Raw genomic sequence first — 25,640 nt, forward strand, 5'->3', positions numbered from 1 at the left:
CTTCTTAGTACATATTATTTATCAGATGGGCTATTTTTATTTTTGTAGTAAGTCTCTGATTTCAGTTAATAACACTGTATTCTCTTCTGGCTCTTCTTCCACTTCTTCTTTCTTCATCATTGTGTTAGCTACTTTGACGAATAAGAATAATGCGAAAGCAACGATTAAGAAGTCAATGATTGATTGGATAAATAAACCATATTTAATACCGAACATTGACCAGTTTTTCGCGAAATCAACAGTACCGAAAATCAAACCGATTAATGGCATGATGATATAAGTAACAAGAGATGTAACAATCTTATTAAATGCAGCTCCCATAACAACAGCGACAGCTAAATCTAATACATTACCTTTAAAGGCAAACTCTTTGAATTCTTTAAACACGAATATGTCCTCCTAAATTTTCTAAAGTTTATTATACAGTATTATTTAGTGTAGTAAAATACATTTTTTTGGAAGTTGTGCATTTCTTTTATAGTAAGCGTTTACTTAAAAAAGTTCCTATTTCTAAGTTATTTATCTGGTAAAAGGGTATGTTAAAGTAATGTATAACTCTATAGAAAGAAATCAAGTTAATTATTACTCAATGTATTTTTAATAAAATTGATTTATATGCGATTGTATAATCAATTTTTCTAAATTTGCCCATACAACTTGATTTTGTTATGATTATACTTGGTTTTTTACTAAAATGATATTTTGTTATAAAATATCAAATGCATAGTATCGACAATAAAATATTCTAGAAAGGGTGTAATTGATTATGGATTCTTCTCAAAAAGGTAAGAAGTTTTCACCAGTCTTTATTTACGCTTCGCTTATTGTACTTATCGTAGTACTTGCTGGTGCAATCTTCCCATCTCAGTTTGATCATGTTACAAATACAATCAAACTTTGGATTACCGATAAATTGGGTTGGTATTACTTAATCTTAACTACAATCTTAGTATTCTTCTGTGTTTTCCTTATCTTCAGCCCAATTGGAAAACTGAAACTAGGTAAGCCGAACGATAAACCAGAATTCAATACGATTTCTTGGTTTGCGATGTTATTCAGTGCAGGTATGGGTATCGGTTTAGTATTCTATGGTGCAGCAGAACCAATGGGACATTTTGCGGCGCCGCCAAATGCGAAACCTGAAACAGCTCAAGCTTATACAGAAGCATTGCGTTCTACGTTCTTCCACTGGGGCTTCCATGCATGGGCAACTTATGGTGTAGTTGCATTAGCACTTGCTTATGCACAGTTCAGAAAAGGAGAACCAGGTTTATTATCTAAGACTTTACGTCCTATCTTAGGCGATAAAGTAGATGGACCAATTGGAACAATCATTGACGTCTTAGCAGTCTTCGCAACTGTTGTCGGTGTAGCGGTATCATTAGGTATGGGTGCGCTACAAATCAATGGTGGTTTACATTACTTATTTGGTCTTCCAAACAATGTTTGGGTACAAGGTGTCATTATCATAATTGTAACTATCTTGTTCATCGCATCAGCTTGGTCTGGTATCAGTAAAGGGATCCAATATTTAAGTAACTTAAACATCGGTTTAGGAACAATCTTGATGATAGTCGCACTAATTATTGGTCCAACTGTATTAATCTTAGATATGTTAACAAGCTCAACAGGTAGCTTGTTGAATACATTCTTATTCAACAGTTTTGATACAGCAGCGTTAAATCCACAAAAACGTGAATGGATGTCAGGCTGGACACTATACTATTGGGGCTGGTGGTTAAGCTGGAGTCCATTCGTAGGTGTGTTCATCGCACGTGTATCTAAAGGACGTTCAATTCGTGAATTCGTTTCAGGCGTATTATTAGTACCAGCACTTGTCAGCTTCATTTGGTTCAGTGTGTTCGGTGTACTAGGTATTGAAACTGGTAAAAAACATCCTGAACTATTCAAAATGTCACCTGAAACGCAATTATTCGGCGTGTTCAATCACTTGCCGCTTGGTATTGTGTTATCAATCGTTGCGTTACTCTTGATTGCATCATTCTTCGTTACTTCTGCAGACTCAGCAACATTCGTGTTAGGTATGCAGACATCATATGGTTCACTTGAACCTTCATCAATGATTAAAGTAACTTGGGGTATTGCGCAATCATTAATCGCATTTATCTTGTTATTCTCAGGCGGAGATACTGGCTTAAACTCACTACAAAGTGCGGCGATTATCAGTGCCTTGCCATTCTCCATAGTCATCATATTAATGATGATTGCCTTCTACAAAGATGCGAACCGTGAACGTAAGTTCTTAGGTTTAACATTAACGCCTAATAAGCATCGTTTAGAAGAGTATGTGAAATATTCACAACAAGATTATGAAGAAGATATTTTAGAAAAACGTAAAGCACGTCAACAAGCACAACATCAAGATTCTTAATCGATGAGATATGCGTTGTCTTTCAATAAAACATTGAAAGGCAGCGCATTTTTTATATGCTTGAGTCGAATAAATGAAAATAATTCTCAATACATAATAGATACTTATTACACGAACCGTATATGATAAGGATTTCTTATACTTACTGATTATAAAACAAAAACAAGGAACAAATGGGTTTTTAATGAATATCAGTTGTATTCGCTATCATATCAATATACAATCTAATTAAAGGCATTAATATTAATCAGGGGGGATTTAGATGTCTTCTAACTTAAAAGAACAAGCAAAGAAAACGTTTACTTTAAACGACAAAACGTATACTTTTTACGATTTGCAGTCATTAGAAGAACAAGGTTTAACTAAAATCAACAAATTGCCATATTCAATCCGTGTATTACTAGAATCAGTATTACGTCAAGAGGATGGCTTCGTTATCACTGATGATCACATTAAAGAATTAGCGAAATTCGGTGATGGCGCTGAAGGTGAAGTACCATTCAAACCATCTCGTGTTATCTTACAAGACTTCACAGGTGTACCAGCAGTTGTTGACTTAGCTTCATTACGTAAAGCAATGGATGATGTAGGCGGCGACATTAATAAAATTAACCCAGAAGTACCTGTAGACTTAGTTATTGACCACTCAGTACAAGTAGACAGCTATGCGAATCCAGATGCATTACGTCAAAACATGAAATTAGAATTCCACCGTAACTTTGAACGTTACCAATTCTTAAACTGGGCAACAAAAGCATTCGATAACTACAATGCTGTTCCACCAGCAACAGGTATCGTGCACCAAGTTAACTTAGAGTATTTAGCGAATGTTGTTCATGCGAGAGACGTAGATGGAGAAACAGTTGCATTCCCAGATACATTAGTCGGTACTGACTCTCATACGACAATGATCAATGGTCTTGGCGTATTAGGTTGGGGTGTCGGCGGTATTGAAGCTGAAGCAGGTATGTTAGGTCAACCTTCATACTTCCCAATCCCAGATGTAATTGGTGTACGTTTAGAAAACCAATTACCACAAGGTGCAACAGCAACTGACTTAGCTTTACGTGTAACTGAAGAGTTACGTAAAAAAGGCGTTGTTGGTAAATTCGTAGAATTCTATGGTCCTGGTGTACAACACTTACCATTAGCTGACCGTGCTACAATTGCTAACATGGCACCTGAATATGGTGCAACATGTGGTTTCTTCCCAGTAGATGAAGAATCATTAAAATACTTACGTTTAACTGGCCGTACAGAAGAACAAATTGGATTAGTTGAAGAATACTTGAAACAAAACCATATGTTCTTCGATGTAGAAAAAGAAGATCCTTCATACACAGATGTGGTTGAATTAGACTTATCTACTGTAGAACCTTCTTTATCAGGTCCTAAACGTCCACAAGATTTAATCAAATTAGGCGATATGAAACAAGAATTCGAAAAAGCAGTTACTGCTCCAGCAGGTAACCAAGGTTTTGGATTCGACGAATCAGAGTTCGACAAAGAAGCAACAATTGAATTTGAAGATGGCCACACTGCTAAAATGACAACAGGTGATATCGCAATTGCGGCAATCACTTCTTGTACAAACACATCTAACCCATACGTTATGTTAGGTGCTGGTTTAGTTGCGAAAAAAGCAGTTGAAAAAGGTATGAAAGTACCTGAATACGTGAAAACATCACTTGCGCCAGGTTCAAAAGTTGTAACAGGCTATTTAGATGATTCAGGCTTACAAGAGTACTTAGATGCATTAGGCTTTAACTTAGTAGGTTATGGTTGTACGACATGTATCGGTAACTCTGGTCCATTATTACCAGAAATTGAAAAAGCAATTTCAGGTGAAGACTTATTAGTAACTTCTGTATTATCTGGTAACCGTAACTTCGAAGGTCGTATTCACCCATTAGTGAAAGGTAACTACTTAGCATCACCACCATTAGTTGTGGCTTATGCTTTAGCAGGTACTGTGGATATCGACTTACAACATGACCCAATCGGTCAAGACAAAGATGGCAACGATGTATACTTAAATGATATCTGGCCATCAATCAAAGAAGTTGCTGACACAGTTGAAAGCACTGTAACACCTGACTTATTCCGTGAAGAATATGCAGATGTTTACACAAATAACGAAATGTGGAATGAAATTGAAACAACGGATCAACCATTATATGACTTTGATCCTAAATCAACATATATCCAAAACCCTACATTCTTCCAAGGTTTATCAAAAGAACCAGGAAAAATCGAACCGCTTAACAACTTACGCGTGATGGGTAAATTTGGTGACTCAGTAACAACTGACCACATTTCACCAGCAGGTGCAATCGGTAAAGATACGCCAGCAGGTCAATACTTGCAAGAAAACGGTGTACCAATCAGAGAATTCAACTCATACGGTTCTCGTCGTGGTAACCACGAAGTTATGGTTAGAGGTACATTCGCAAACATCCGTATCAAAAACCAATTAGCGCCAGGTACAGAAGGCGGCTTCACAACTTACTGGCCAACAGGTGAAGTAATGTCAATTTACGACGCAGCAATGAAATACAAAGAAGACGGTACTGGTTTAGTTGTCCTTGCAGGCAATGACTACGGTATGGGTTCTTCTCGTGACTGGGCTGCGAAAGGTACAAACTTATTAGGTGTTAAAACTGTTATCGCTCAAAGCTACGAACGTATCCACCGTTCTAACTTAGTAATGATGGGTGTATTACCGCTTCAATTCCAAGACGGCGAATCAGCTGACAGCCTTGGTTTAGATGGTACTGAAGAAATTTCAGTAGACATCGATGAATCAGTAAAACCACATGATAAAGTTAAAGTTACAGCTAAAAAAGAAAACGGCGAAACAATCGAATTCGAAGTTATCGCACGTTTCGATTCTCAAGTTGAATTAGACTACTACCGTCATGGCGGTATCTTACAACTTGTATTACGTAACAAATTAGCGAATGCATAAGGTGTAATCCTTATTCACATAGAATAATGATGTGAGGCTAAGATAGTTTGAAACTGTCTTAGCCTCTTCATTTTGTGCTATCATATAACATGAAATGAGAAAAGAAAGTGTGGCGTAAAAATGATATACAGTATAACTGAAATAGAAGCAAGATACCAAGAGACTGATAAAATGGGTTTTATTTATCACGGCAACTATGCGACATGGTTTGAAGTTGCACGTACAGACTATATAAGCAAGCTTGGCTTCAACTATGCAGATATGGAAGCACGCGGCATCATTTCTCCTGTAACGCATTTAGATGTGAAATTTATTAAACCTGTGACTTATCCAGAGAAAGTCAAAGTCAAAACATGGGTAGAACGTTATACACGTTTACGTTCTTTATATCACTATGAGATTTATAACGAAAAAGGTGAAATAGCGACCACAGGTTCAACAGAACTGATTTGTATGACAGAAGATTCACATACACCGGTTCGTTTAGATCGACATTTCCCTGATTGGCATGCCGTTTATCAAGAGGTAGAGAAACGAAATAGAGCTGGCGAGCATTTTGAAGTCACGAATGGTATTCAATAAGTAAATAGGTATAGAAAAACTGGGACATCGAGATGCCCCAGTTTTATATGTGTTTTAACGGTTATTAAAATTTGAATGTAATTTCATCTTTATCATCAACATCAATTGTTAATGTGACATCTTCAAAGTACCATAAATCTTTTTCGGCAATAATGATGTTTACGCCGTCGTATTCTTGTTCAAATCCGATTTCAATCGGTTGATCGTTGCGGTTATCAAGATTAAATGCAGGGCTGAAACCTTGTTTGATTTGAGGTTCTCCGCCATAACGTACGAAAATATGAATGGCTTTTCCTTCTTCTGGTAAATCAAATTCATCTTTGAACCAGTTGATTGCTTTATCTGTCAATTTCAATTCCATGGTAAAACTCCTCTCATTATTACCAAAATAAATTGTTGCATAGAATGATTCATATAATAAGAGTATAACCGTTATAGTATGTAGAATAACCTGAAATGCTCAATTTCTTTAAAAAGTATAGAACTAATTTGACAAATGTTTGAATAGTCATAAAAAAACCGGAACAAATCTTGTCCCGGTCAATAGTTTACATCCATTTAATTTTAGGCTCTTCACCTTTAAAGATTCTTGCGATATTTGTACGGTGTCTGATAATCAATAAGATTGCAACAATGATACTGACACCAAGCAAAATATAATCTTGGATAATAAATGATCCAATCACGCAGCAGATGGCTGCGACAATACTAGATAATGATACGTATTTAGTTAGTTTTAACGTGATAAAGAAGATGGCTGCTAAGATTAATAGTAAAATCGGAGCAACACCTAATACCACACCTGCACTGGTTGCGACAGCTTTTCCGCCTTTGAATTTAAGAAAGACAGGAAATACATGACCAACAATCGCAAAGACACCGACAATCATGCCGTGTGTAAAGAATTCACTGACAGGCCCTGTAATCTGAATCGGGAACCATAGCGGAAAGAAAACTACAATAAAACCTTTAAATATATCTAAGAAGGTAACCGCAAATCCGGCAGGTCTGCCTAAAACACGAAAACTGTTTGTGGCACCGGTATTTCCGCTTCCAAATTGTCTTATATCTTTATTAAAAAATAACTTTCCAATTATAATACCGCTTGGGAACGAGCCTACTAAATAGGCAAGCAGCAGCATGAGTACAATCATCATTGACTTTGACACTTCCTTTATTGACGATAACGTTATTTTACCACATCCACCATGTTGAAGTGGACTGTTCTATGAATATACGACACTTTCTCACTATTTATAGTTTAAGTGACTACGCTCGATTTTCATAGTAACAAAATATTTTATTGAAAGAAATCTTTTTTCGTTACGTTGTAAAATGTTATCACATTCAAATCAATTTCTGGCTTGCATTTTGGCTTGATTTAAGTAAGAATGTTTATTGTAATGTTTTATAAACGAACGTACGTTTGTAGGAGGCGAAGAATCGATTGGCAACAAATAAACGACAAAACTATTCGGACGATTCAATTCAAGTACTAGAAGGATTAGAAGCAGTCCGTAAAAGACCAGGAATGTATATTGGGTCAACCGATAAACGTGGTTTACACCACTTAGTATATGAAATCGTAGATAACTCAGTCGATGAGGTATTGAACGGTTATGGTAATGAAATTAAAGTAACTATCAATAAAGATGATAGTATCACAATCGAAGATAATGGACGTGGGATGCCGACAGGGATTCATAAATCTGGCAAACCAACAGTAGAAGTTATCTTTACAGTCTTGCATGCCGGAGGAAAATTCGGTCAAGGCGGCTACAAAACATCAGGCGGTTTACATGGTGTAGGTGCTTCTGTTGTGAACGCATTAAGTGAATGGCTCGTCGTTGAAATTTATAGAGATGGCTTTATTTACGAACAGCGTTTCAATCAAGGCGGATTGCCTGCGACGGGTTTAGAGAAAAAGGGTAAGACACGTAAAAAAGGAACGAAAGTGACGTTCAAACCAGACCCTGAAATCTTTAAATCAGCTACAACTTTCAATTTTGATACATTGAGTGAACGCCTACAAGAATCAGCCTTCCTGTTAAAAAATCTAAAAATCACTCTAACAGACTTACGTTCTGGTAAAGAGAGAGAAGAAATATATCATTATGAAGAGGGAATTAAAGCATTTGTATCTTATGTCAATGAAGGCAAAGAAGTCTTGCATGATGTTGCGACGTTTGCAGGAGAAGCCAATGGTATCGAAGTCGATATCGCTTTCCAATATAATGATCAATATTCTGAAAGTATCTTAAGCTTTGTCAATAACGTACGTACTAAAGACGGCGGCACACATGAAGTCGGTTTTAAAACTGCGATGACACGTGTGTTCAATGATTATGCACGCCGTATCGGTGAGTTGAAAGCAAAAGATAAGAACTTAGATGGTAATGATATTCGAGAAGGCTTAACAGCAATTATTTCTGTACGTATTCCTGAAGAGTTATTGCAATTCGAAGGTCAAACAAAATCTAAACTTGGTACGGCAGAAGCAAGAAGTGCAGTGGATAACGTTGTCTCAGAAAAATTTCCTTTCTATTTAGAAGAGAAAGGGCAATTGTCTAAATCTCTTGTTAAAAAAGCAGTGAAAGCACAACAAGCAAGAGAGGCTGCACGTAAAGCACGTGAAGATGCACGTTCTGGTAAAAAGAATAAACGTAAAGACACGTTATTATCAGGAAAGTTAACACCTGCACAAAGTAAAAATACAGAGAAGAAAGAACTGTATTTAGTAGAGGGTGACTCTGCAGGCGGTTCAGCGAAACTTGGACGTGACCGTAAATATCAAGCGATATTGCCGTTACGCGGTAAAGTCATTAATACTGAAAAAGCGCGTTTAGAAGATATTTTCAAAAATGAAGAAATAAACACAATCATTCATACAATCGGTGCAGGTGTAGGAACTGAATTTAAATTAGAAGACAGCAACTACAATCGTGTCATCATTATGACCGATGCCGATACAGATGGTGCGCATATCCAAGTATTATTATTAACGTTCTTCTTTAAATACATGAAGCCGCTTGTACAAGCAGGTCGCGTGTTTATAGCATTGCCACCGCTTTATAAATTAGAAAAAGGCAAAGGTAAAGCGAAAAAAGTAGAATATGCATGGACTGATGATGAACTGGAAAAACTTCAAAAACAATTAGGCAAAGGTTTCAGCTTACAACGTTATAAAGGTTTAGGTGAAATGAACCCTGATCAATTATGGGAAACTACCATGAATCCGGAAACGCGTACGTTGATTCGTGTTAATGTGGAAGATGAAGTTCGTTCATCAAAACGTGTTACGACGTTAATGGGTGACAAAGTTGCGCCACGTCGTGATTGGATAGAACGTCATGTAGAATTTGGTATGCAAGAAGATCAAAGTATTTTAGAAAATGATGAAATTGAAATTTTAGATCAAGATGCATACGATGAGGAGGAAGTAAATTGAGCGAAATCATCCAAGACCTTTCGTTAGAAGATGTCATAGGCGACCGCTTCGGCCGCTATAGTAAATACATCATCCAAGAACGTGCCCTCCCAGATGTCAGAGATGGCTTAAAACCGGTACAACGCCGTATTTTATATGCGATGTATTCAAGCGGTAATACATTTGATAAAAATTTCCGTAAAAGTGCCAAAACAGTCGGGGATGTTATTGGACAATTCCACCCGCATGGCGACTCTTCTGTCTATGATGCGATGGTGCGACTCAGCCAAGATTGGAAATTGCGTCATGTCTTAATTGAAATGCACGGGAATAACGGGAGTATTGATAATGACCCGCCAGCTGCGATGCGTTATACAGAGGCAAAGCTGAGTCAGCTTTCCGAAGAATTGCTGCGAGATATCAATAAAGAAACAGTCGCATTTGTGCCGAACTATGATGATACAACAACTGAACCGATGGTATTGCCTGCACGTTTTCCAAACTTATTAGTCAATGGTTCAACAGGGATTTCTGCTGGGTATGCGACAGATATTCCACCGCACAATTTAGGTGAAGTGATTAATGCGACATTGAAATACATTGATAACCCAGATATTACGGTGAATCAGTTAATGAAGTCTATCAAAGGTCCTGACTTCCCAACTGGCGGTATTATCCAAGGTGTGGACGGCATTAAAAAGGCGTATGAAACAGGTAAAGGCCGTATTGTGGTGCGTTCTATGGTAGAAACTGAAACGTTACGCAACGGCAGACAAGAATTGGTTGTATCTGAGATTCCATACGAAGTAAATAAGAGTGCGCTTGTGAAAAAGATTGATGAACTGCGTGCAGATAAAAAAGTAGATGGCATCGTAGAGGTACGTGATGAAACAGACCGTACGGGATTACGAATTGCGATTGAATTGAAAAAAGATGTGAATAGTGAAGCGATTTTAAACTTCTTATACAAAAACACAGATTTACAAATCTCTTATAACTTCAATATGGTCGCAATCAGCGATGGACGTCCAAAACAAATGGGCATCCGTCAAATTATCGACAGTTACTTAAATCACCAAATTGAAGTGGTCACAAAACGTACGCGTTTTGATTTATTCAATGCAGAAAAACGTATGCACATTGTTGAAGGTTTAATGAAAGCTTTATCTGTCTTAGATGAAGTCATTGCGATTATCCGCGGATCTAAAAATAAACGTGATGCGAAAGATAATTTAGTCGCAGAATTTGATTTCACAGAAGAACAAGCAGAAGCCATTGTGACATTACAATTATATCGTTTAACGAATACAGATATTGTGGCGCTTGAAGAAGAACATAGTGAATTAGAAGAAAAAATTAAAGGCTTACGTCATATCTTAGATAATCATGATGCGTTATTAAACGTCATTAAAGATGAATTGAAAGAGATTCGTAAACGTTTCAAAACAGAACGTTTATCTCGTATTGAAGCTGAGATTTCTGAAATTAAAATTTCTAAAGAAGTTATTGTGCCAAGCGAAGAAACAATTTTAAGCTTATCTAAAGATGGCTACATTAAACGGACTTCAGTCCGCAGCTTTAATGCGAATAAAGTAGAAGAAGTCGGATTAAAAGATGGCGACAGCTTATTACGTTATGTAGAAACCAATACACAACATATTGCGTTAGTCTTTACGGACAAAGGACGTTATCTCTACTTGCCGGTGCACAAATTGTCTGATATCAAGTGGAAAGATCTTGGTCAGCATATTTCGCAACTTGTGCCGATAGAAAATGATGAACGCGTCATTGATGTCTTTACTGAACGGGACTTTAAACAACAAGCTGATTACATCATGGCAACGAAAAACGGTATGATTAAGAAAAGTGAGTTAAGTCTGTTTAAGACAACACGTTTCAACAAACCGTTGATTGCGATGAAGTTAAAAGATGATGACATTGTGATCAATGTGATGCGTATTGAAGCTCCGCAGTTACTCACTGTGGTGACACATACAGGTATGTCATTGAGTTATGCGACAGATGAGTTATCAAGTACAGGTTTACGTGCTGCAGGTGTGAAATCTATTAATCTTAAAGATGATGATTATGTCGTGATGACGCAACTTATACAGCCAGATGATACGATATTAATGGCGACACAAAGAGGTGCAGTCAAACGTATCGGTTACAATGTATTAACAGAAGCTAAGCGTGCACAACGCGGTATCAAATTGTTGAAAGAACTCAAAAGTAAACCGCATCGTATTGTAGGGGCAGATGTGATAGTAAATCCAGCTGCACAATATACGTTGTATTCTAAAAAAGATACCTTTACAGGTACAGGCGGAGATGTACATCTCACAGAACAATATACCAATGGTTCATTTGTGGTTGATGTAGATACATTCGGTGATGTTGAAGCATTAACTGTATCTGATATGAGTGAACCTGAAGCATAAAATTTATAATCTTGAAGCTGTTCAAAGAAGAAGCGGTGGCGCTTTTCTTATGAACAGCTTTTCTTTATGTTGCGTTAGGTTTTGCAAAAAAATATAGTCAGATAATTGTTAAGATGATAAAATAAAGAGTAAATCAAATGAAATAACCAGGGCAGTATATTTTTGATAATTCTGCTTCTTGGGTATTTTTTTATTTAATCGGCATATATTGTCAAAGTTCGATGATATATTCCATTTGTTATGTATCAGATATACATAAATATTTAACAGAATATGAGGTAATAAATGTGAAAGATTTTGATAGTTTAGTACCTGGTTGGTTTAAGACTTTTGTTGAAGTCGGCAATGACTTGATTTGGTCGCAATACTTAATCGGTTTATTGTTAACAGCAGGTCTCTTCTTTACAATCAGTTCCAGGTTTATCCAGTTTACGTCATTTAGAGAAATGATCAGAGCATTATTTGAAAAGCCAGAAACGCTAGATAATGGCGAAAAAGGGATTTCACCTTTTGAAGCTTTCGCAATCAGTGCTGGTTCTCGTGTTGGTACGGGGAACATTGCGGGTGTTGCGACTGCGATTGTCTTAGGTGGTCCAGGGGCTGTCTTTTGGATGTGGATTATCGCATCTATCGGTGCAGCCAGCGCATTTGTAGAAGCTGTGTTAGCACAAGTCTATAAAGTTCCTGATAAAGAAGGCGGTTTCCGTGGCGGCCCTGCCTACTATATGACAAAAGGTTTGAATCAAAGATGGTTAGGTGTCCTATTTGCGGTCTTAATCACAGTGACATTCGCCTTTGTCTTTAATACAGTTCAAGCGAATACCATTGCAGAATCATTGAAAACACAATATCACATCAGTCCTGTAATCACAGGTAGTGTTTTAGCAGTACTGACAGGTATTATCATTTTCGGCGGTGTGAGAAGTATCGCAACATTGTCTTCTTATATCGTACCGATTATGGCAATTATTTATATCGGTGTTGTGTTAGTCATCTTAGTGATGAACTATGACCAAATCATTCCGATGATTTTAACTATCTTCAAGAGTGCATTTGGGATTGAACAAGCAACAGGCGGTGCAGTAGGTGCTGCAGTGTTGCAAGGGATTAAACGTGGTTTATTCTCAAACGAAGCTGGTATGGGTTCTGCGCCGAACGCCGCAGCCACAGCAGCTGTGCCACACCCAGTGAAACAAGGTTTACTTCAATCATTAGGTGTATTCTTTGACACAATCTTAGTTTGTACAGCAACAGCTATCGTGATTTTATTATATAGTGGTTTACAATTTGGTGAAGGTGCACCTCAAGGGGTTGCGGTGACACAATCAGCATTGAACGAACACTTAGGAAGCGTAGGCGGTATTTTCTTATCTATCGCGATTACACTTTTCGCTTTCTCATCTGTCATCGGCAACTATTATTATGGTCAATCTAACATTGAATTCTTATCATACAATAAAACAATCTTATTTATTTTCAGATGTTTAGTTGTAGTGTTGGTCTTCTTTGGTGCAGTAGTGAAAACAGAAACAGTATGGAGTACTGCGGACGTATTCATGGGCTTAATGGCAATCGTTAATATTATTTCCATTATCGCCTTATCGAACATAGCACTCGCGGTCATGAAAGATTATCATGAGCAAAGAAAAGCTGGTAAGAAACCAATCTTCAAACCAGAGAATTTAGAAATTAATTTATTCGGTATTGAATGTTGGGGCGATCCAGCGAAACAATTAACACGTAAAAAATAATCTAGCGTCATTAAAAATGATTAAATTTTAATCCCCTTATCTCACATACTCATGTTTGAGATAAGGGGATTTTTTAATAGTAGAAAAAATGACAAATTATTGTATTTCTTAGGGAGAAAAACATGAAATTATTAAAATCAGCCCAAGTACATACAGGGATATGGTAAAATTATCTCTAATTCAGCACGATGCATAAAGAAATGGGCTATAATGAATAGGATAGAGTATTGAGGAGAAAAGGTGATCTTCATGAGCAGCTACGTGATAGAGAAAGTATTAAATAATAACGTCATCATCTGTAAAGACGACACACAACAACACGAAGTCGTGCTTATCGGAAAAGGTATCGGGTTCAGCAAGAAAAAAGGGATGCAGTTATCTGATAAAGCGATGATTGATAAGGTTTATAAATTAGAACATAAATCAGAACAAGAACATTATAAAGCGTTAGTAGAGATGGCAGATGATGATGTCTTACAATCAATCATTGAAGCGATTGATATCATTACCAAAGCTGATCGCACAGTTGATAATAATGATTTAGTCGTAGCTTTAACTGATCATATCTTGTTCGCGTATAAACGTATTAAACAACAACAATTTATTAAAAATCCTTTCTTAATTGAAACGAAACAATTATATCCCGAATCGTACCAAATCGCGGTGCAAGTGATAGAACATTTGAATGGTTTGTTAGACATTGATTTTCCAGATGATGAAATCGGCTTTATTGCTTTACATATCGCAAGCAGCAAAGATGATTTAACGTTAAGTGAAGTTAGATTGACGAATGAGATTATCAATAAGAGTGTGCACATCATGGAACATGATTTAGGTTATACAATTGATACAAGTTCTATTGTGTATCAACGCTTTATCCGCCACATTCAATTCTTGATCAGACGCCTGCAAAAAGGTGAAACGATTCAAGTGAATGAAGATTTCGGAAACATGTTGAAAGCGCATTATCCTGTGTGCTATAATATAGCTGTTAAAATCATTAAAATGATGCAGCAGCATCTTGAAGTTCCAGTTTATGAAGCGGAGCTCTCGTATCTGACGTTGCATATTTATCATTTTGCGAATAAAAATCAAAATCATAACGTGTAACTAATTCGATTAGGCATGAGTCATGAAAGTTGGTCGTACCTCCAGCTTTTATTACTCATGCCTTTTTTCTTTGCTGCTATGTCGCTCGGTGATGTTTACAACTTTATAAATTTAGGAGGAAACTTTTATGTGGAAAAAGTTTTTCGGTCAATTGCAACGTATTGGTAAAGCCTTAATGCTTCCTGTTGCGATTTTACCGGCAGCGGGTTTACTTTTGGCATTAGGGAACGCCTTCCAAGGCGATGCGCTTCAAAGTTTACTGCCTTTTATTAAAGTAGAAGGTGTTCAAAACGTTGCGAAAATGATGGAAGGTGCCGGCGGGATCATCTTTGATAACTTGGCGATTATCTTCGCATTAGGGGTCGCAATAGGATTAGCTGGCGGTGATGGTGTTGCAGCGATCGCAGCATTTGTCGGTTTTATCGTCTTAAACAAAACAATGGGGATGTTCTTAGATGTAACCCCTGAAAAAGCAGCAGATGCTGCGAAAGGTTTTGCGACAGTATTAGGGATTCCAACATTACAAACAGGTGTGTTCGGCGGTATCATTATTGGTGCTTTAGCCGCCTGGTGTTATAACAAGTTCTATAATATCTCGTTACCAAGTTATTTAGGATTCTTTGCAGGGAAACGTTTCGTGCCGATTATGATGGCTACATTGTCATTCATTTTAGCGTTCCCAATGGCGATTATTTGGCCATTTATCCAAGGCGGCTTAAATGCATTCAGTGAAGGCTTATTAGCTTCAAACACAGGCCTTGCGGTATTCCTATTTGGTTTCATTAAACGTTTATTGATTCCATTCGGTTTACATCATATCTTCCATGCGCCGTTCTGGTTTGAATTCGGTTCTTACAAAAACTTAGCAGGTCAAATTATTCATGGTGACCAACGTATCTTCATCGAACAAATTCGTGATAACGTGCCTTTAACAGCTGGTAAGTTCATGCAAGGTGAATTCCCTGTAATGATGTTCGGGTTACCAGCAGCAGCACTTGCGATTTATCAAACAGCGAAAAAAGAAAATAAAAAAGTGGTCGCTGGTTTAATGTTATCTGGTGCTTTGACATCATTCTTAACAGGTATCACTGAGCCATTAGAATTCTCATTCTTATTCGTAGCACCATTATTATTCTTTATTCATGCAGTCTTAGATGGTTTATCATTCTTAATTCTTTACTTATTGGATGTGCATTTAGGATACACATTCTCTGGCGGATTCATCGACTTCTTCTTACTTGGTATCTTACCGAATAAGACACAATGGTGGTTAGTTATCCCTGTTGGTTTAGTTTACGCAGCGATCTACTATGTAATCTTCCGCTTCGTCATCCAAAAAATGAACTACAAAACACCAGGTCGTGAAGACAAAGAAATGCAGACATCTACAGTATCAACGAATGAATTACCATTCAAAGTGTTAGACGCAATGGGCGGTGAATCTAATATTAAACACTTAGATGCATGTATCACACGTTTACGTGTTGAAGTTAATGATAAAGCTAAAGTAGATGTACAAGGCTTAAAAGATTTAGGTGCTTCAGGTGTTCTTGAAGTCGGTAACAACATGCAAGCGATTTTCGGTCCGAAATCTGACCAAATCAAACATAATATGCAACAAATTATGGACGGTAAGATTACATCTCCTGAAGAAACAACAGTTATCGAAGAAGGTGACGCAACAACGAAAGTTGCACAAACAGGCGATGCAGTTATTTATGCACCGATTACAGGTGAATTAGTCGATATTACAGAAGTGCCAGATAAAGTATTCTCTGAAAAAATGATGGGCGATGGTATCGCAATCAAACCTGATAATGGAGATGTTTATGCACCATTCGACGGTACAGTGAAAATGGTCTTCCCAACGAAACATGCGATTGGTATTGAATCAGAAGAAGGTGTGGAATTATTAATCCACTTCGGTTTAGAAACAGTTAAACTTGAAGGTCAAGGTTTCGACATCTTAGTTAAAGAAAATGATCATTTTGTTTTAGGCCAACCTTTAATGAAAGTTGATTTAGATTACATTAAAGCGCATGCAGAAAGTACAATTACACCAATCGTCGTAACTAATTTAAATGGTCGCACATTAGAAGTATTACAGCATGGTCAAGTGAATCATGGTGATACAGCAGTCTTAATCAAATAGAAATTACAACACAGATTTAACACCTTATATTACTTTAATTCGTGCGTTAAGCATATCCAGCACGCGCTAGAGACACTGACGAGGTCGTTTCTAGTGCGTGCTTTTTTACATCAAGGAGGTCTAAAATGGCACAGTTATTTAAATTATTTTTTGGACAATTACAACGTATTGGTAAAGCGTTAATGCTGCCAGTAGCAATTTTACCGGCGGCAGGGATATTACTCGCTTTTGGTAATGCGATGCACAACGAACAAATTTTACAATTTGCACCATGGATGGAAAATCATTTTATCCAAATGATCAGTCAAATTATGGAAGTCTCTGGTCAAGTTATCTTTGATAACTTACCGCTGCTCTTTGCGATGGGGACAGCCCTTGGTTTAGCAGGGGGCGATGGTGTTGCGGGGATTGCAGCACTAGTTGGCTACTTAATTATGAATGCAACAATGGGCAAAGTAGTAGGTATCACTATTGATGATATTTATTCTTATGCAGAAGGGGCAAAGACGTTAGGTCAATCAGCAAAAGATCCAGCACATGCATTAATCTTAGGGATTCCTACACTGCAAACAGGTGTGTTCGGCGGTATCATTATCGGAGCTTTAGCAGCGATGTGTTATAACCGCTTCTACAATATTCAACTGCCGCAATTTTTAGGATTCTTTGCAGGGAAGCGATTTGTACCGATTATCACATCAATCGTCGCTATTGTAACTGGGATTGTTTTAAGCTTTGTATGGCCGCCAGTTCAAGATGGTCTCAACAACTTATCTAATTTCTTATTAGGTAAGAACTTAGCGTTAACAACATTTATCTTTGGGATTATTGAACGCTCATTGATTCCATTTGGTTTGCATCATATTTTCTATGCACCATTTTGGTTTGAATTTGGACATTATACGAATGAAGCGGGCAACTTAATCCGTGGTGACCAACGTATATGGATGGCACAATACCAAGATGGTGTACCATTCACAGCAGGGGCATTTACAACAGGTAAATATCCATTTATGATGTTTGGTTTACCAGCAGCGGCGTTTGCGATTTATCGACAAGCGAAACCAGAACGTAAGAAAGTGGTTGCTGGTTTAATGTTATCAGCAGGTTTAACTGCGTTTTTAACAGGGATTACAGAGCCTTTAGAGTTCTCATTCTTATTTGTTGCACCAATTCTATATGTTGCACACGTACTTTTAGCAGGTTCTTCATTCTTAATTATGCATTTGCTTGGCGTTAAAATCGGTATGACCTTCTCAGGTGGTTTCATCGATTATATCTTATATGGCTTGTTATCATGGGATCGTTCAAATGCATTATTAGTGATTCCAGTCGGTATTTGTTATGCAGTGGTGTACTACTTCTTATTCACATTCTTAATCAAGAAGATGAACTTGAAAACACCAGGTCGTGAAGACCAAGAAATTACACAAACGAATGTATCTGTGAGTGAATTACCATTTAAAGTATTAGATGCGATGGGCGGTAAAACGAACATCAAACATTTAGATGCATGTATTACACGTTTACGTGTTGAAGTCAATGACAAGGCACAAGTGGATGTTCAAGAATTAAAAGATTTAGGGGCTTCAGGTGTCCTTGAAGTCGGTAATAACATGCAAGCGATTTTCGGACCGAAGTCAGACCAAATCAAACACGATATGCAACAGATTATGGATGGCAAGATTTCTTCTCCAGCTGAAACAACTGTGACTGAAGATGGTGACACGGAAACAGCAGAAGTTGTGGCTGAAGGCGGGGCAGTCATTTATGCGCCGATTAGTGGTGAAGTCGTTCAATTATCAGAGGTGCCTGATCAAGTCTTCTCAGGCAAAATGATGGGTGACGGTTTTGCGATTAAACCATCAAAAGGAGAGGTTTATGCGCCATTTGATGGTACGGTGAAAATGGTCTTCCCAACGAAACATGCGATTGGTTTAGAATCTAAAGACGGTGTAGAGTTATTAATTCATTTCGGTATAGAAACAGTTAAATTAGAAGGTCAAGGTTTTGATATTCTAGTTGAAGCGGGAGATAAAATTATACTGGGTCAACCGTTAATGAAAGTAGATGTAGATTATATCGCTGAACATGCAGACAGTACGATTACACCGATTATCGTCACAAATCAAAATCAACCAGAAGTTGAGTTGGTTCATGAAGGTCACGTGACACATGGTGATAAAGTTGCTGTAGTTAAATCATAGTAGATATTTATGGAACTGGTGTCTAAAATTTTAGGCATCAGTTTTTTAGTTTGTATAGAGGGGTAAAGAGTAGCATTGGTGGGAATGTGCAATTAAAAGTTCCCTTTTTTACCAAATAGCGATAAAATATGATTAATCAATAGCAAGGAATGGTGAAGTACATGGAAAATAATGATAAGCCGAAGCGTTTTTCGCTGAGTGAAACGCGGTTTATGCAATTTATCGGAGGCAAGAACTTAATGTTCGGTCTTCTGATGTTGATTATGATTGGATTGACTCTTTTTATATTTGAAAAGGTTTCGTACATATTTCATCCTTTTGTAATTATTTTTAATACAATTGCTGCACCGGTTATTTTAGGATTGATCCTATTTTATTTATTGAATCCGGTGATTCAATTTATGGAACGATATAATATCCCAAGACTATGGGGAATTATTATTCTGTTTTGTTTCGCAGCAGCAGTCATTGCGTTAGTTGTCAATTTACTGATTCCAGTTATCAGTGTGCAAATCAAATCATTTGCGCATAACTTCCCGCATTATGTTGAAAAATTTAATGGACTCGTCGATCAAGTAACCAGCTGGTCGCATTTGGCGGGGATGTCTGATTTCTATACACAAATACAAGATCAGTTAGATAAAATTGCTAAGAAAGTACCGACAATGGTTTCAGACTTCTTTGATGGTTTCGGAACGAAGATTATGTCAATCGCTGAAATGGTGGTTAATATTGGTGTCGTAATCGTCACAACACCATTTGTGCTGTTCTTCTTCTTAAAAGATGGTCATCGCATTAAATCAGGTATGACAAAAGTGATGCCACCGAAATACCGTCAAGATTTTCATGAAGTGCTTGAAAGTATGAGTTTACAAGTAGGTTCATATATTCAAGGACAAATCATTGTATCATTTTGTATCGGTATCTTGCTGTTTATCGGTTATACGATTATCGGATTAGACTACAGCTTAGTTTTAGCAAGTATTGCTGCTGTCACAAGTGTGGTGCCTTATTTAGGACCAACGATCGCAATTTCACCTGCTATTATTATGGCGTTGATTACATCGCCGATTATGTTGGTGAAATTGATTGTCGTATGGACAGCGGTACAATTTATTGAAGGACACTTTATCTCACCGAATGTCATGGGTAAAACATTGAAGATTCATCCATTGACGATTATCTTTGTATTATTATGTGCAGGTAATTTACTCGGTATTGTCGGTGTCATTCTCGCAATTCCGGGTTATGCGGTGATTAAAGTGATAGTTACGCACTTATTCGGCATGTTTAAACGCCGTTATAATCGATACTATGGTCAAGATTCAGGCCCTTATGAAGTGGCTGATGATGAATGGGCAGATAATCCGAATAATCAATTGAAATAATGTATCGTTTAAAGCATGACACTTTTGTTAGGTGTCATGTTTATTTTTTAGGTATTCTATCTTGCTGTGATGTGGTAACATTTTTTATATAATATATATCATTTCATGAATCGCTTGAGATGGTTCAGGAATAGAGGGAGAAAATGTCAAAACAATTAAAAAGTCGCTTAGTCACTGGTGCGAAAATTGTGTTTGCGACGGTTCTTTTTATCTTAGTTGTGACGACTTTATATAAAGAACTCTCAACTATCAATTTTAAAAAATTATTCGTACTGTTTGAAAAATTAAATCGTGTAGAATTAACTAGTCTGTTAGTGGCTGGGGGATTATCTATACTCTTACTGAGTTTGTATGATGTGACGATGGTGCGGACTTTAAAATTAAAAATGTCTTTATTTAAAGTTCTGCGTGTCAGTTATATTATTAATGCGCTGAATTCAATTATTGGATTCGGAGGCTTTATCGGTGCAGGTGCACGTTTATCGGTCTATAAACCATATGTTAAAGATACTAAAATGTTATTGCATTATATTTCATTAGTTCTTTTATCTATGTTGACCGGTTTAAGCATGCTGTCAATTTTAGTCGTGACACATGTCTTTAATGCGCAGCACTTACTCAATGATTACCCAGTGGTACATGTGTTGTTATATGTTGTCGCATGTTTCTTGCCGTTCTTTATCTTTATCACAATCAAAAAACCAGTAGAACCTTCTCGTCGTTTTACGGGTGTCTATTTAACGATTGTATCAGGGGTTGAATGGCTTGCCGCAAGTTTTGTGCTGTATTATGCATTACGTATTGTAGACTTGCAAGTGTCCTTTACATCATTTGTCGGCATCTTTATTATTGCGGCCATTGCAGGTTTAATCAGTTTTATTCCTGGTGGATTTGGTGCATTTGATGTGGTCATTTTAGTCGGATTGAAACATTTAAATTTACCAGAAGAAAAGATAGTTTTAGCGTTGATGTTATATCGTTTCGCATATTACATCATCCCTGTACTGATTGCGTTAATCTTATCGATGTTTGAGTTTGGTACATCTGCGAAACGTTATATTGAACAATCTAAATACTATACACCAGCTAAAGAAGTAACATCATTTTTATTTTCATATCAGAAATCAATTACATCTAAAATTCCATCACTGTCTTTAGCACTGCTCGTTATGTTTACGAGTTTAGTCTTTCTTTTAAATAATGTCAGCATTATTTATGATGGACTGTATGATCCAAATCACATATTTTATTATATTGTGGTGACGATTCATACGAGTGCTTGTTTAATTTTGATGTTAAATGTACGCGGGATCTTTAAACAAAGCCGTCGTGCCATTTTATTTGCGATGGTTTCTACGGTATTGATCTTTGCGATTACTGTCTATACCAACACATCATTTTTATTAATCACATGGTTGATTGTATTGTTCTGTTTATTAATCTATGCATTCATGAAGGCATCGGTATTAAAACGTCCGATTCGTTTACGTCATCTCGTGTCTATGTTGATTATCAGTGTGATTATGTTGACACTCAATCATTATATGATTGTCTTTGTATTAGATGCGGTAGATGCTTTCAAAATCGAAGTCGATAACTCCATGTTGCGTTATTATTTATGGTTCACTATCCTTGCGGTTATTATTATCGTGACATTTATCGTGTGGTTATTTGAAAATGCTTATCGTAAAGATACGCCAGAGAATGATATTGAACAGTGTGAAGCAATTATCGAACAATATGGCGGGAACTATTTAAGCCACTTGCTGCATAGCGGTGATAAAACGGTTTATATGGATGAATCAAAAGAAGCGTTTGTGATGTATCGCTTTAAAGGGAATTGTATTGTGGTGTTAGGTGATCCGATTGGAAATCCTAAACGTTTCAATGATTTATTTGAATCACTTTATCACTATGCAAGACATCTCGGTTATGAAATTATTTTCTACCAAGCGACAAATCGTCATATGCCGCTGTATCATGATTTCGGCAACCAGTTCTTTAAGCTAGGGGAAGAAGCGGTGATTGATTTAACAACGTTCACAACTTCTGGTAAGAAACGCAGAGGTTTCAGAGCAACGCTAAATAAACTTGAAGAACAAAATGTTTACTTTGAAATTATAGAACCGCCATATACAGAAGATTTTCTAACCGAATTAGAAGCGATTAGTGATCAATGGTTAGACGGTAAAAATGAAATGCATTTTTCAGTTGGCCGTTTTACACATGATTATTTATCGAAAGCACCGATTGGTATTTTAAAAGAGGAAGATGGACGTGTCATCGCATTCTGCAGTTTAATGCCGACGTATTATAATGACTCTATTTCTGTCGATTTAATTCGCTGGTTGCCAGATGTGGATTTACCATTAATGGATGCGCTTTACTTGCATATGTTGCTATGGAGCCAAGATAAAGGCTACAAAGCTTTCAATATGGGTATGGCTACTTTATCTAATGTGGGTCAAAATGACTATTCCTACTGGAATGAACGTGTTGCAGGTAAAATCTTTGATAACTTTAATACACTATACCGCTTCAGCGGCTTAAGACGTTATAAAGATAAATTCAAACCAGAGTGGGAACCGCGTTATTTGGTATACTCAAGACATAGTTCTTTATGGCAAAGTATGATGAAAGTGCTACTGGTGATTCGTTCTAAACACTAATTGCATCAACTTCATTTTAGATATACTTTAATAGTATTTGTAAGCTAGATCGAGACGAATAAGGTCTCGGTCTTTTTTGTTGTCTTGTGTGCTGAATGTAAACTTTGTTATCTAAGTTTTTTATTTTACCTTAAAATTCAGAAAACTAAAAAAAGTCTATTGACATTGTCTGAATTTCAGTCTATACTCTGATTAAATTAATAAAAAAACTTATCAAGAATGGTGGAGGGACTGGCCCTACGATACCAGGCAACCTATTTAAGTTAGGTGCTAATTCCAGCAGGTGAAGACCTGAAAGATAAGCCGATTCGCGAGTCTATCTTTTTCAGGTAGGCTCGCTTTTTACATTTAAGGAGGAAATGAACATGACAAATGATTTTAAATTTGAAACGTTACAATTGCACGCAGGACAAGAGGTAGATGAAGCATCGCATTCGAGAGCAGTACCGATTTACCAAACGACTTCTTATACATTTGATGATACTAAGCATGCGGCGAACTTATTTGGTTTAAAAGAATTAGGGAACATCTATTCACGTTTAACTAACCCGACTGTCGCAGTATTTGAAACACGTGTTGCAGAACTTGAAGGCGGTGTAGCTGGGGTTGCGGTGGCTTCAGGTATGGCTGCGATTACTTATGCGATCCAAACTGTCGCAGATGCAGGAGACCATGTTGTCGCAAGCTCTACGCTATACGGGGGCACACATACATTATTTGCGCATACCTTACCTAAATTCGGTATCGATGTATCCATTGTTGACAGTAAAAACTTTGATGAAGTTAAAAAGGCGATTAAAGCTAATACGAAAGCCATTTATATCGAAACAATCGGTAACCCAGAAGGTAACGTAGAAGATATCGAAACATTAGCAGAGATTGCACATGCAGCAGGCATCCCACTTATTGTTGATAACACATTTGCTTCTCCATACTTAATCCAACCTATTAAACATGGTGCGAACATTGTTGTCCATTCAGCAACGAAATTTATCGGCGGTCATGGTACATCTATGGGTGGCGTGATTGTGGATGGCGGTAACTTCGATTGGACACAAAATGATAAATTCCCAGGTTTAACAGAACCTGATGCATCTTATCATGATTTAGTCTTCACTGAAGCGTTCGGACCCGCTGCCTTAGCATTTAAAGTCAGAACAACATTATTACGTGATACAGGTGCAGCACTTTCTCCATTTAATGCTTTCTTATTACTACAAGGTTTAGAAACATTATCATTACGTGTTGAACGTCATGTTGAAAACGCAGAAAAAGTTGCGAAATTCTTAGAAAACCATGATAAAGTCGCATGGGTTAAATATGCAGGCTTACCATCAAGCGAATACTATGATTTAAAACAAAAATATTTACCAAAAGGTGCAAGCTCTATTTTCACTTTCGGTGTGAAAGGCGGCTATGAAGCAGGCATTAAATTTATTGAATCTTTAGAACTCTTCTCTTTACTTGCGAATGTCGGCGATGCGAAATCATTAGTGATTCATCCGGCTTCTACTACACACGCACAATTGAATGAAGAAGATCAATTGAAAGCAGGTATTACACCTGAAACCATCCGTGTGTCTATCGGCCTTGAACATATTGATGATATTATCGCAGATTTAGAAAAAGGATTAGACGCGATTTAAGATGTTGTATATTGATAGCGTTCCGATTGTGCCTGAACTACAAGCAGCACAAATCGATTTTAAAGAGAAGCGTATACCTGAAGGTTTGAATTTATTGATTGTTAATTTGATGCCGGTGAAACAAGATGCTGAAAGACAGTTGTTGAGACTGCTTGGTTTGACAAGCCACGCGATTAATGTTGACTTTATCTATCCGGTTACTCACAAATCTCAGTCAGAATCTTTTCGTCATGCTAAACAGTATTATAAAACGTTTGAAGCAATCAAACATCGTCATTATGACGGCATGATTATGACAGGGGCACCTGTCGAGCATCTTGATTTTTCTGAGGTAGATTACATTGAGGAATTAAGAGAGATTCATGATTGGTCGAATACGCATGTGAAACAACGCTTATTTATTTGCTGGGGTGCGCAATTCGCTTTGAATTATCGTTATGGTATTCATAAGCGGATGTTTAAAGAGAAACTCACTGGAATTTATCGCTATCATATTTTACAAGCACATCCTGCGTTATTTGAAATACCGGAATACATCATTCCACAATCCAGAGGTTCGTATATGGATCCAGGAGAAGTGATGGAAGAAGCGGATTTAGATGTGATTACGTATAGTCCTTATACAGGCATTGATTTTATTTCTAATCGTAAGCAAACAGATTTATTTATCGGCGGTCATTTTGAGTATGAGCATGATACGTTGCGCAATGAATTTAAACGTGATCGTGATAAATCTGAAGCTACTGCTGTTAAACCTAAGAATTACTTCAGAGGGGATTCACTGGATTTATTGCCAGCACATTGGATTTCTTATGCACAGCAATTATTCCAAAACTGGTCGGATATGATGTATGAATCGCGTTGGTCAGAACGAGACCAAACTGAAGATTCACTTCATTGATAGAAAATA

General features: G+C 37.2%; 16 protein-coding genes and 1 riboswitch. Of the genes, 13 read left to right on the plus strand and 3 right to left on the minus strand.

Annotated features, from left to right (window positions below):
* Nucleotides 1–36: 36 nt before the first annotated feature.
* The gene (gene mscL, locus ACFCT9_RS02405; RefSeq protein ID WP_412520533.1) at nucleotides 37–387 is read right to left on the minus strand and encodes a large conductance mechanosensitive channel protein MscL; all 351 of its coding nucleotides are present in this window, start codon (nucleotides 385–387) and stop codon (nucleotides 37–39) included.
* A gap of 379 nt (nucleotides 388–766) precedes the next feature.
* On the opposite strand from mscL, the gene ACFCT9_RS02410 reads away from it, so the two are divergent.
* The 3 genes from ACFCT9_RS02410 (at nucleotide 767) to menI (ending at nucleotide 5,942) form a co-directional block, all read left to right on the plus strand.
* Entirely contained in the window at nucleotides 767–2,392 is a 1,626-nt protein-coding gene (locus ACFCT9_RS02410) for a BCCT family transporter (RefSeq protein WP_412520535.1), read from the plus strand.
* Nucleotides 2,393–2,654: 262 nt separating this feature from the next.
* Nucleotides 2,655–5,360, plus strand: coding sequence for an aconitate hydratase AcnA (gene acnA / locus ACFCT9_RS02415; RefSeq protein ID WP_412520537.1), 2,706 nt, complete (start codon nucleotides 2,655–2,657; stop codon nucleotides 5,358–5,360).
* Nucleotides 5,361–5,480: 120 nt separating this feature from the next.
* Nucleotides 5,481–5,942 carry a 1,4-dihydroxy-2-naphthoyl-CoA hydrolase MenI gene (gene menI, locus ACFCT9_RS02420; protein ID WP_412520539.1) on the plus strand — a complete coding sequence of 154 codons (462 nt, stop codon included), beginning with the start codon at nucleotides 5,481–5,483 and terminating at the stop codon, nucleotides 5,940–5,942.
* Nucleotides 5,943–6,006: 64 nt separating this feature from the next.
* Here the strand turns inward: menI and ACFCT9_RS02425 are convergent, their stop codons facing one another.
* A complete protein-coding gene (locus ACFCT9_RS02425; protein ID WP_412520541.1) occupies nucleotides 6,007–6,303 on the minus strand; it encodes a HesB/YadR/YfhF family protein in 297 nt (98 codons plus the stop codon).
* A 187-nt stretch (nucleotides 6,304–6,490) separates the two neighbouring features.
* Nucleotides 6,491–7,099, minus strand: a complete 609-nt coding sequence (gene plsY / locus ACFCT9_RS02430) for a glycerol-3-phosphate 1-O-acyltransferase PlsY (RefSeq protein ID WP_412520543.1) — start codon at nucleotides 7,097–7,099, stop codon at nucleotides 6,491–6,493.
* Nucleotides 7,100–7,389: 290 nt separating this feature from the next.
* Here plsY and parE point away from each other — a divergent pair, with 290 nt between their 5' ends.
* The 10 genes from parE (at nucleotide 7,390) to ACFCT9_RS02480 (ending at nucleotide 25,631) form a co-directional block, all read left to right on the plus strand.
* The gene (gene parE, locus ACFCT9_RS02435) at nucleotides 7,390–9,390 is read left to right on the plus strand and encodes a DNA topoisomerase IV subunit B (RefSeq protein WP_412520544.1); all 2,001 of its coding nucleotides are present in this window, start codon (nucleotides 7,390–7,392) and stop codon (nucleotides 9,388–9,390) included.
* Nucleotides 9,387–11,810: a DNA topoisomerase IV subunit A gene (parC, locus tag ACFCT9_RS02440; RefSeq protein WP_412520546.1), complete on the plus strand. Its 2,424-nt coding sequence runs from the start codon at nucleotides 9,387–9,389 to the stop codon at nucleotides 11,808–11,810. The genes parE and parC overlap by 4 nt, the downstream gene beginning before the upstream one ends.
* A gap of 287 nt (nucleotides 11,811–12,097) precedes the next feature.
* A complete protein-coding gene (locus ACFCT9_RS02445) occupies nucleotides 12,098–13,561 on the plus strand; it encodes an alanine/glycine:cation symporter family protein (protein WP_412520548.1) in 1,464 nt (487 codons plus the stop codon).
* Nucleotides 13,562–13,810: 249 nt separating this feature from the next.
* Nucleotides 13,811–14,671 carry a glucose PTS transporter transcription antiterminator GlcT gene (glcT, locus tag ACFCT9_RS02450; protein ID WP_412520549.1) on the plus strand — a complete coding sequence of 287 codons (861 nt, stop codon included), beginning with the start codon at nucleotides 13,811–13,813 and terminating at the stop codon, nucleotides 14,669–14,671.
* Nucleotides 14,672–14,798: 127 nt separating this feature from the next.
* Entirely contained in the window at nucleotides 14,799–16,823 is a 2,025-nt protein-coding gene (ptsG, locus tag ACFCT9_RS02455; RefSeq protein ID WP_412520551.1) for a glucose-specific PTS transporter subunit IIBC, read from the plus strand.
* Between the two features lie 125 nt (nucleotides 16,824–16,948).
* A complete protein-coding gene (ptsG, locus tag ACFCT9_RS02460; RefSeq protein WP_412520553.1) occupies nucleotides 16,949–19,027 on the plus strand; it encodes a glucose-specific PTS transporter subunit IIBC in 2,079 nt (692 codons plus the stop codon).
* Between the two features lie 161 nt (nucleotides 19,028–19,188).
* A complete protein-coding gene (locus tag ACFCT9_RS02465) occupies nucleotides 19,189–20,415 on the plus strand; it encodes an AI-2E family transporter (protein WP_412520554.1) in 1,227 nt (408 codons plus the stop codon).
* Nucleotides 20,416–20,558: 143 nt separating this feature from the next.
* Nucleotides 20,559–23,084 carry a bifunctional lysylphosphatidylglycerol flippase/synthetase MprF gene (gene mprF, locus ACFCT9_RS02470; protein ID WP_412520555.1) on the plus strand — a complete coding sequence of 842 codons (2,526 nt, stop codon included), beginning with the start codon at nucleotides 20,559–20,561 and terminating at the stop codon, nucleotides 23,082–23,084.
* A gap of 207 nt (nucleotides 23,085–23,291) precedes the next feature.
* A riboswitch (SAM riboswitch) is annotated at nucleotides 23,292–23,389 on the plus strand.
* Between the two features lie 60 nt (nucleotides 23,390–23,449).
* Nucleotides 23,450–24,730, plus strand: a complete 1,281-nt coding sequence (locus ACFCT9_RS02475) for an O-acetylhomoserine aminocarboxypropyltransferase/cysteine synthase family protein (protein WP_412520556.1) — start codon at nucleotides 23,450–23,452, stop codon at nucleotides 24,728–24,730.
* Nucleotide 24,731: 1 nt separating this feature from the next.
* The gene (locus ACFCT9_RS02480) at nucleotides 24,732–25,631 is read left to right on the plus strand and encodes a homoserine O-acetyltransferase/O-succinyltransferase family protein (protein WP_412520558.1); all 900 of its coding nucleotides are present in this window, start codon (nucleotides 24,732–24,734) and stop codon (nucleotides 25,629–25,631) included.
* The last annotated feature ends 9 nt before the right edge of the window (nucleotides 25,632–25,640 follow it).

Origin of the sequence: Staphylococcus simulans (assembly GCF_047037175.1) — a bacterium.
In the GTDB taxonomy this organism is placed as follows: Bacteria; Bacillota; Bacilli; order Staphylococcales; family Staphylococcaceae; genus Staphylococcus; species Staphylococcus simulans_C.

Bases quoted from the DNA above. Each gene is read 5' to 3' on its own strand.
- ACFCT9_RS02465 (WP_412520554.1), top strand. From the start codon at position 19,189: ATGGAAAATAATGATAAGCCGAAGCGTTTTTCGCTGAGTGAAACGCGG.
- ACFCT9_RS02480 (WP_412520558.1), top strand. From the start codon at position 24,732: ATGTTGTATATTGATAGCGTTCCGATTGTGCCTGAACTACAAGCAGCA.
- acnA (WP_412520537.1), top strand. From the start codon at position 2,655: ATGTCTTCTAACTTAAAAGAACAAGCAAAGAAAACGTTTACTTTAAAC.
- menI (WP_412520539.1), top strand. From the start codon at position 5,481: ATGATATACAGTATAACTGAAATAGAAGCAAGATACCAAGAGACTGAT.
- plsY (WP_412520543.1), bottom strand. From the start codon at position 7,099: ATGATGATTGTACTCATGCTGCTGCTTGCCTATTTAGTAGGCTCGTTC.
- ACFCT9_RS02410 (WP_412520535.1), top strand. From the start codon at position 767: ATGGATTCTTCTCAAAAAGGTAAGAAGTTTTCACCAGTCTTTATTTAC.
- ACFCT9_RS02475 (WP_412520556.1), top strand. From the start codon at position 23,450: ATGACAAATGATTTTAAATTTGAAACGTTACAATTGCACGCAGGACAA.
- ptsG (WP_412520553.1), top strand. From the start codon at position 16,949: ATGGCACAGTTATTTAAATTATTTTTTGGACAATTACAACGTATTGGT.
- mprF (WP_412520555.1), top strand. From the start codon at position 20,559: ATGTCAAAACAATTAAAAAGTCGCTTAGTCACTGGTGCGAAAATTGTG.
- glcT (WP_412520549.1), top strand. From the start codon at position 13,811: ATGAGCAGCTACGTGATAGAGAAAGTATTAAATAATAACGTCATCATC.
- ptsG (WP_412520551.1), top strand. From the start codon at position 14,799: ATGTGGAAAAAGTTTTTCGGTCAATTGCAACGTATTGGTAAAGCCTTA.
- ACFCT9_RS02425 (WP_412520541.1), bottom strand. From the start codon at position 6,303: ATGGAATTGAAATTGACAGATAAAGCAATCAACTGGTTCAAAGATGAA.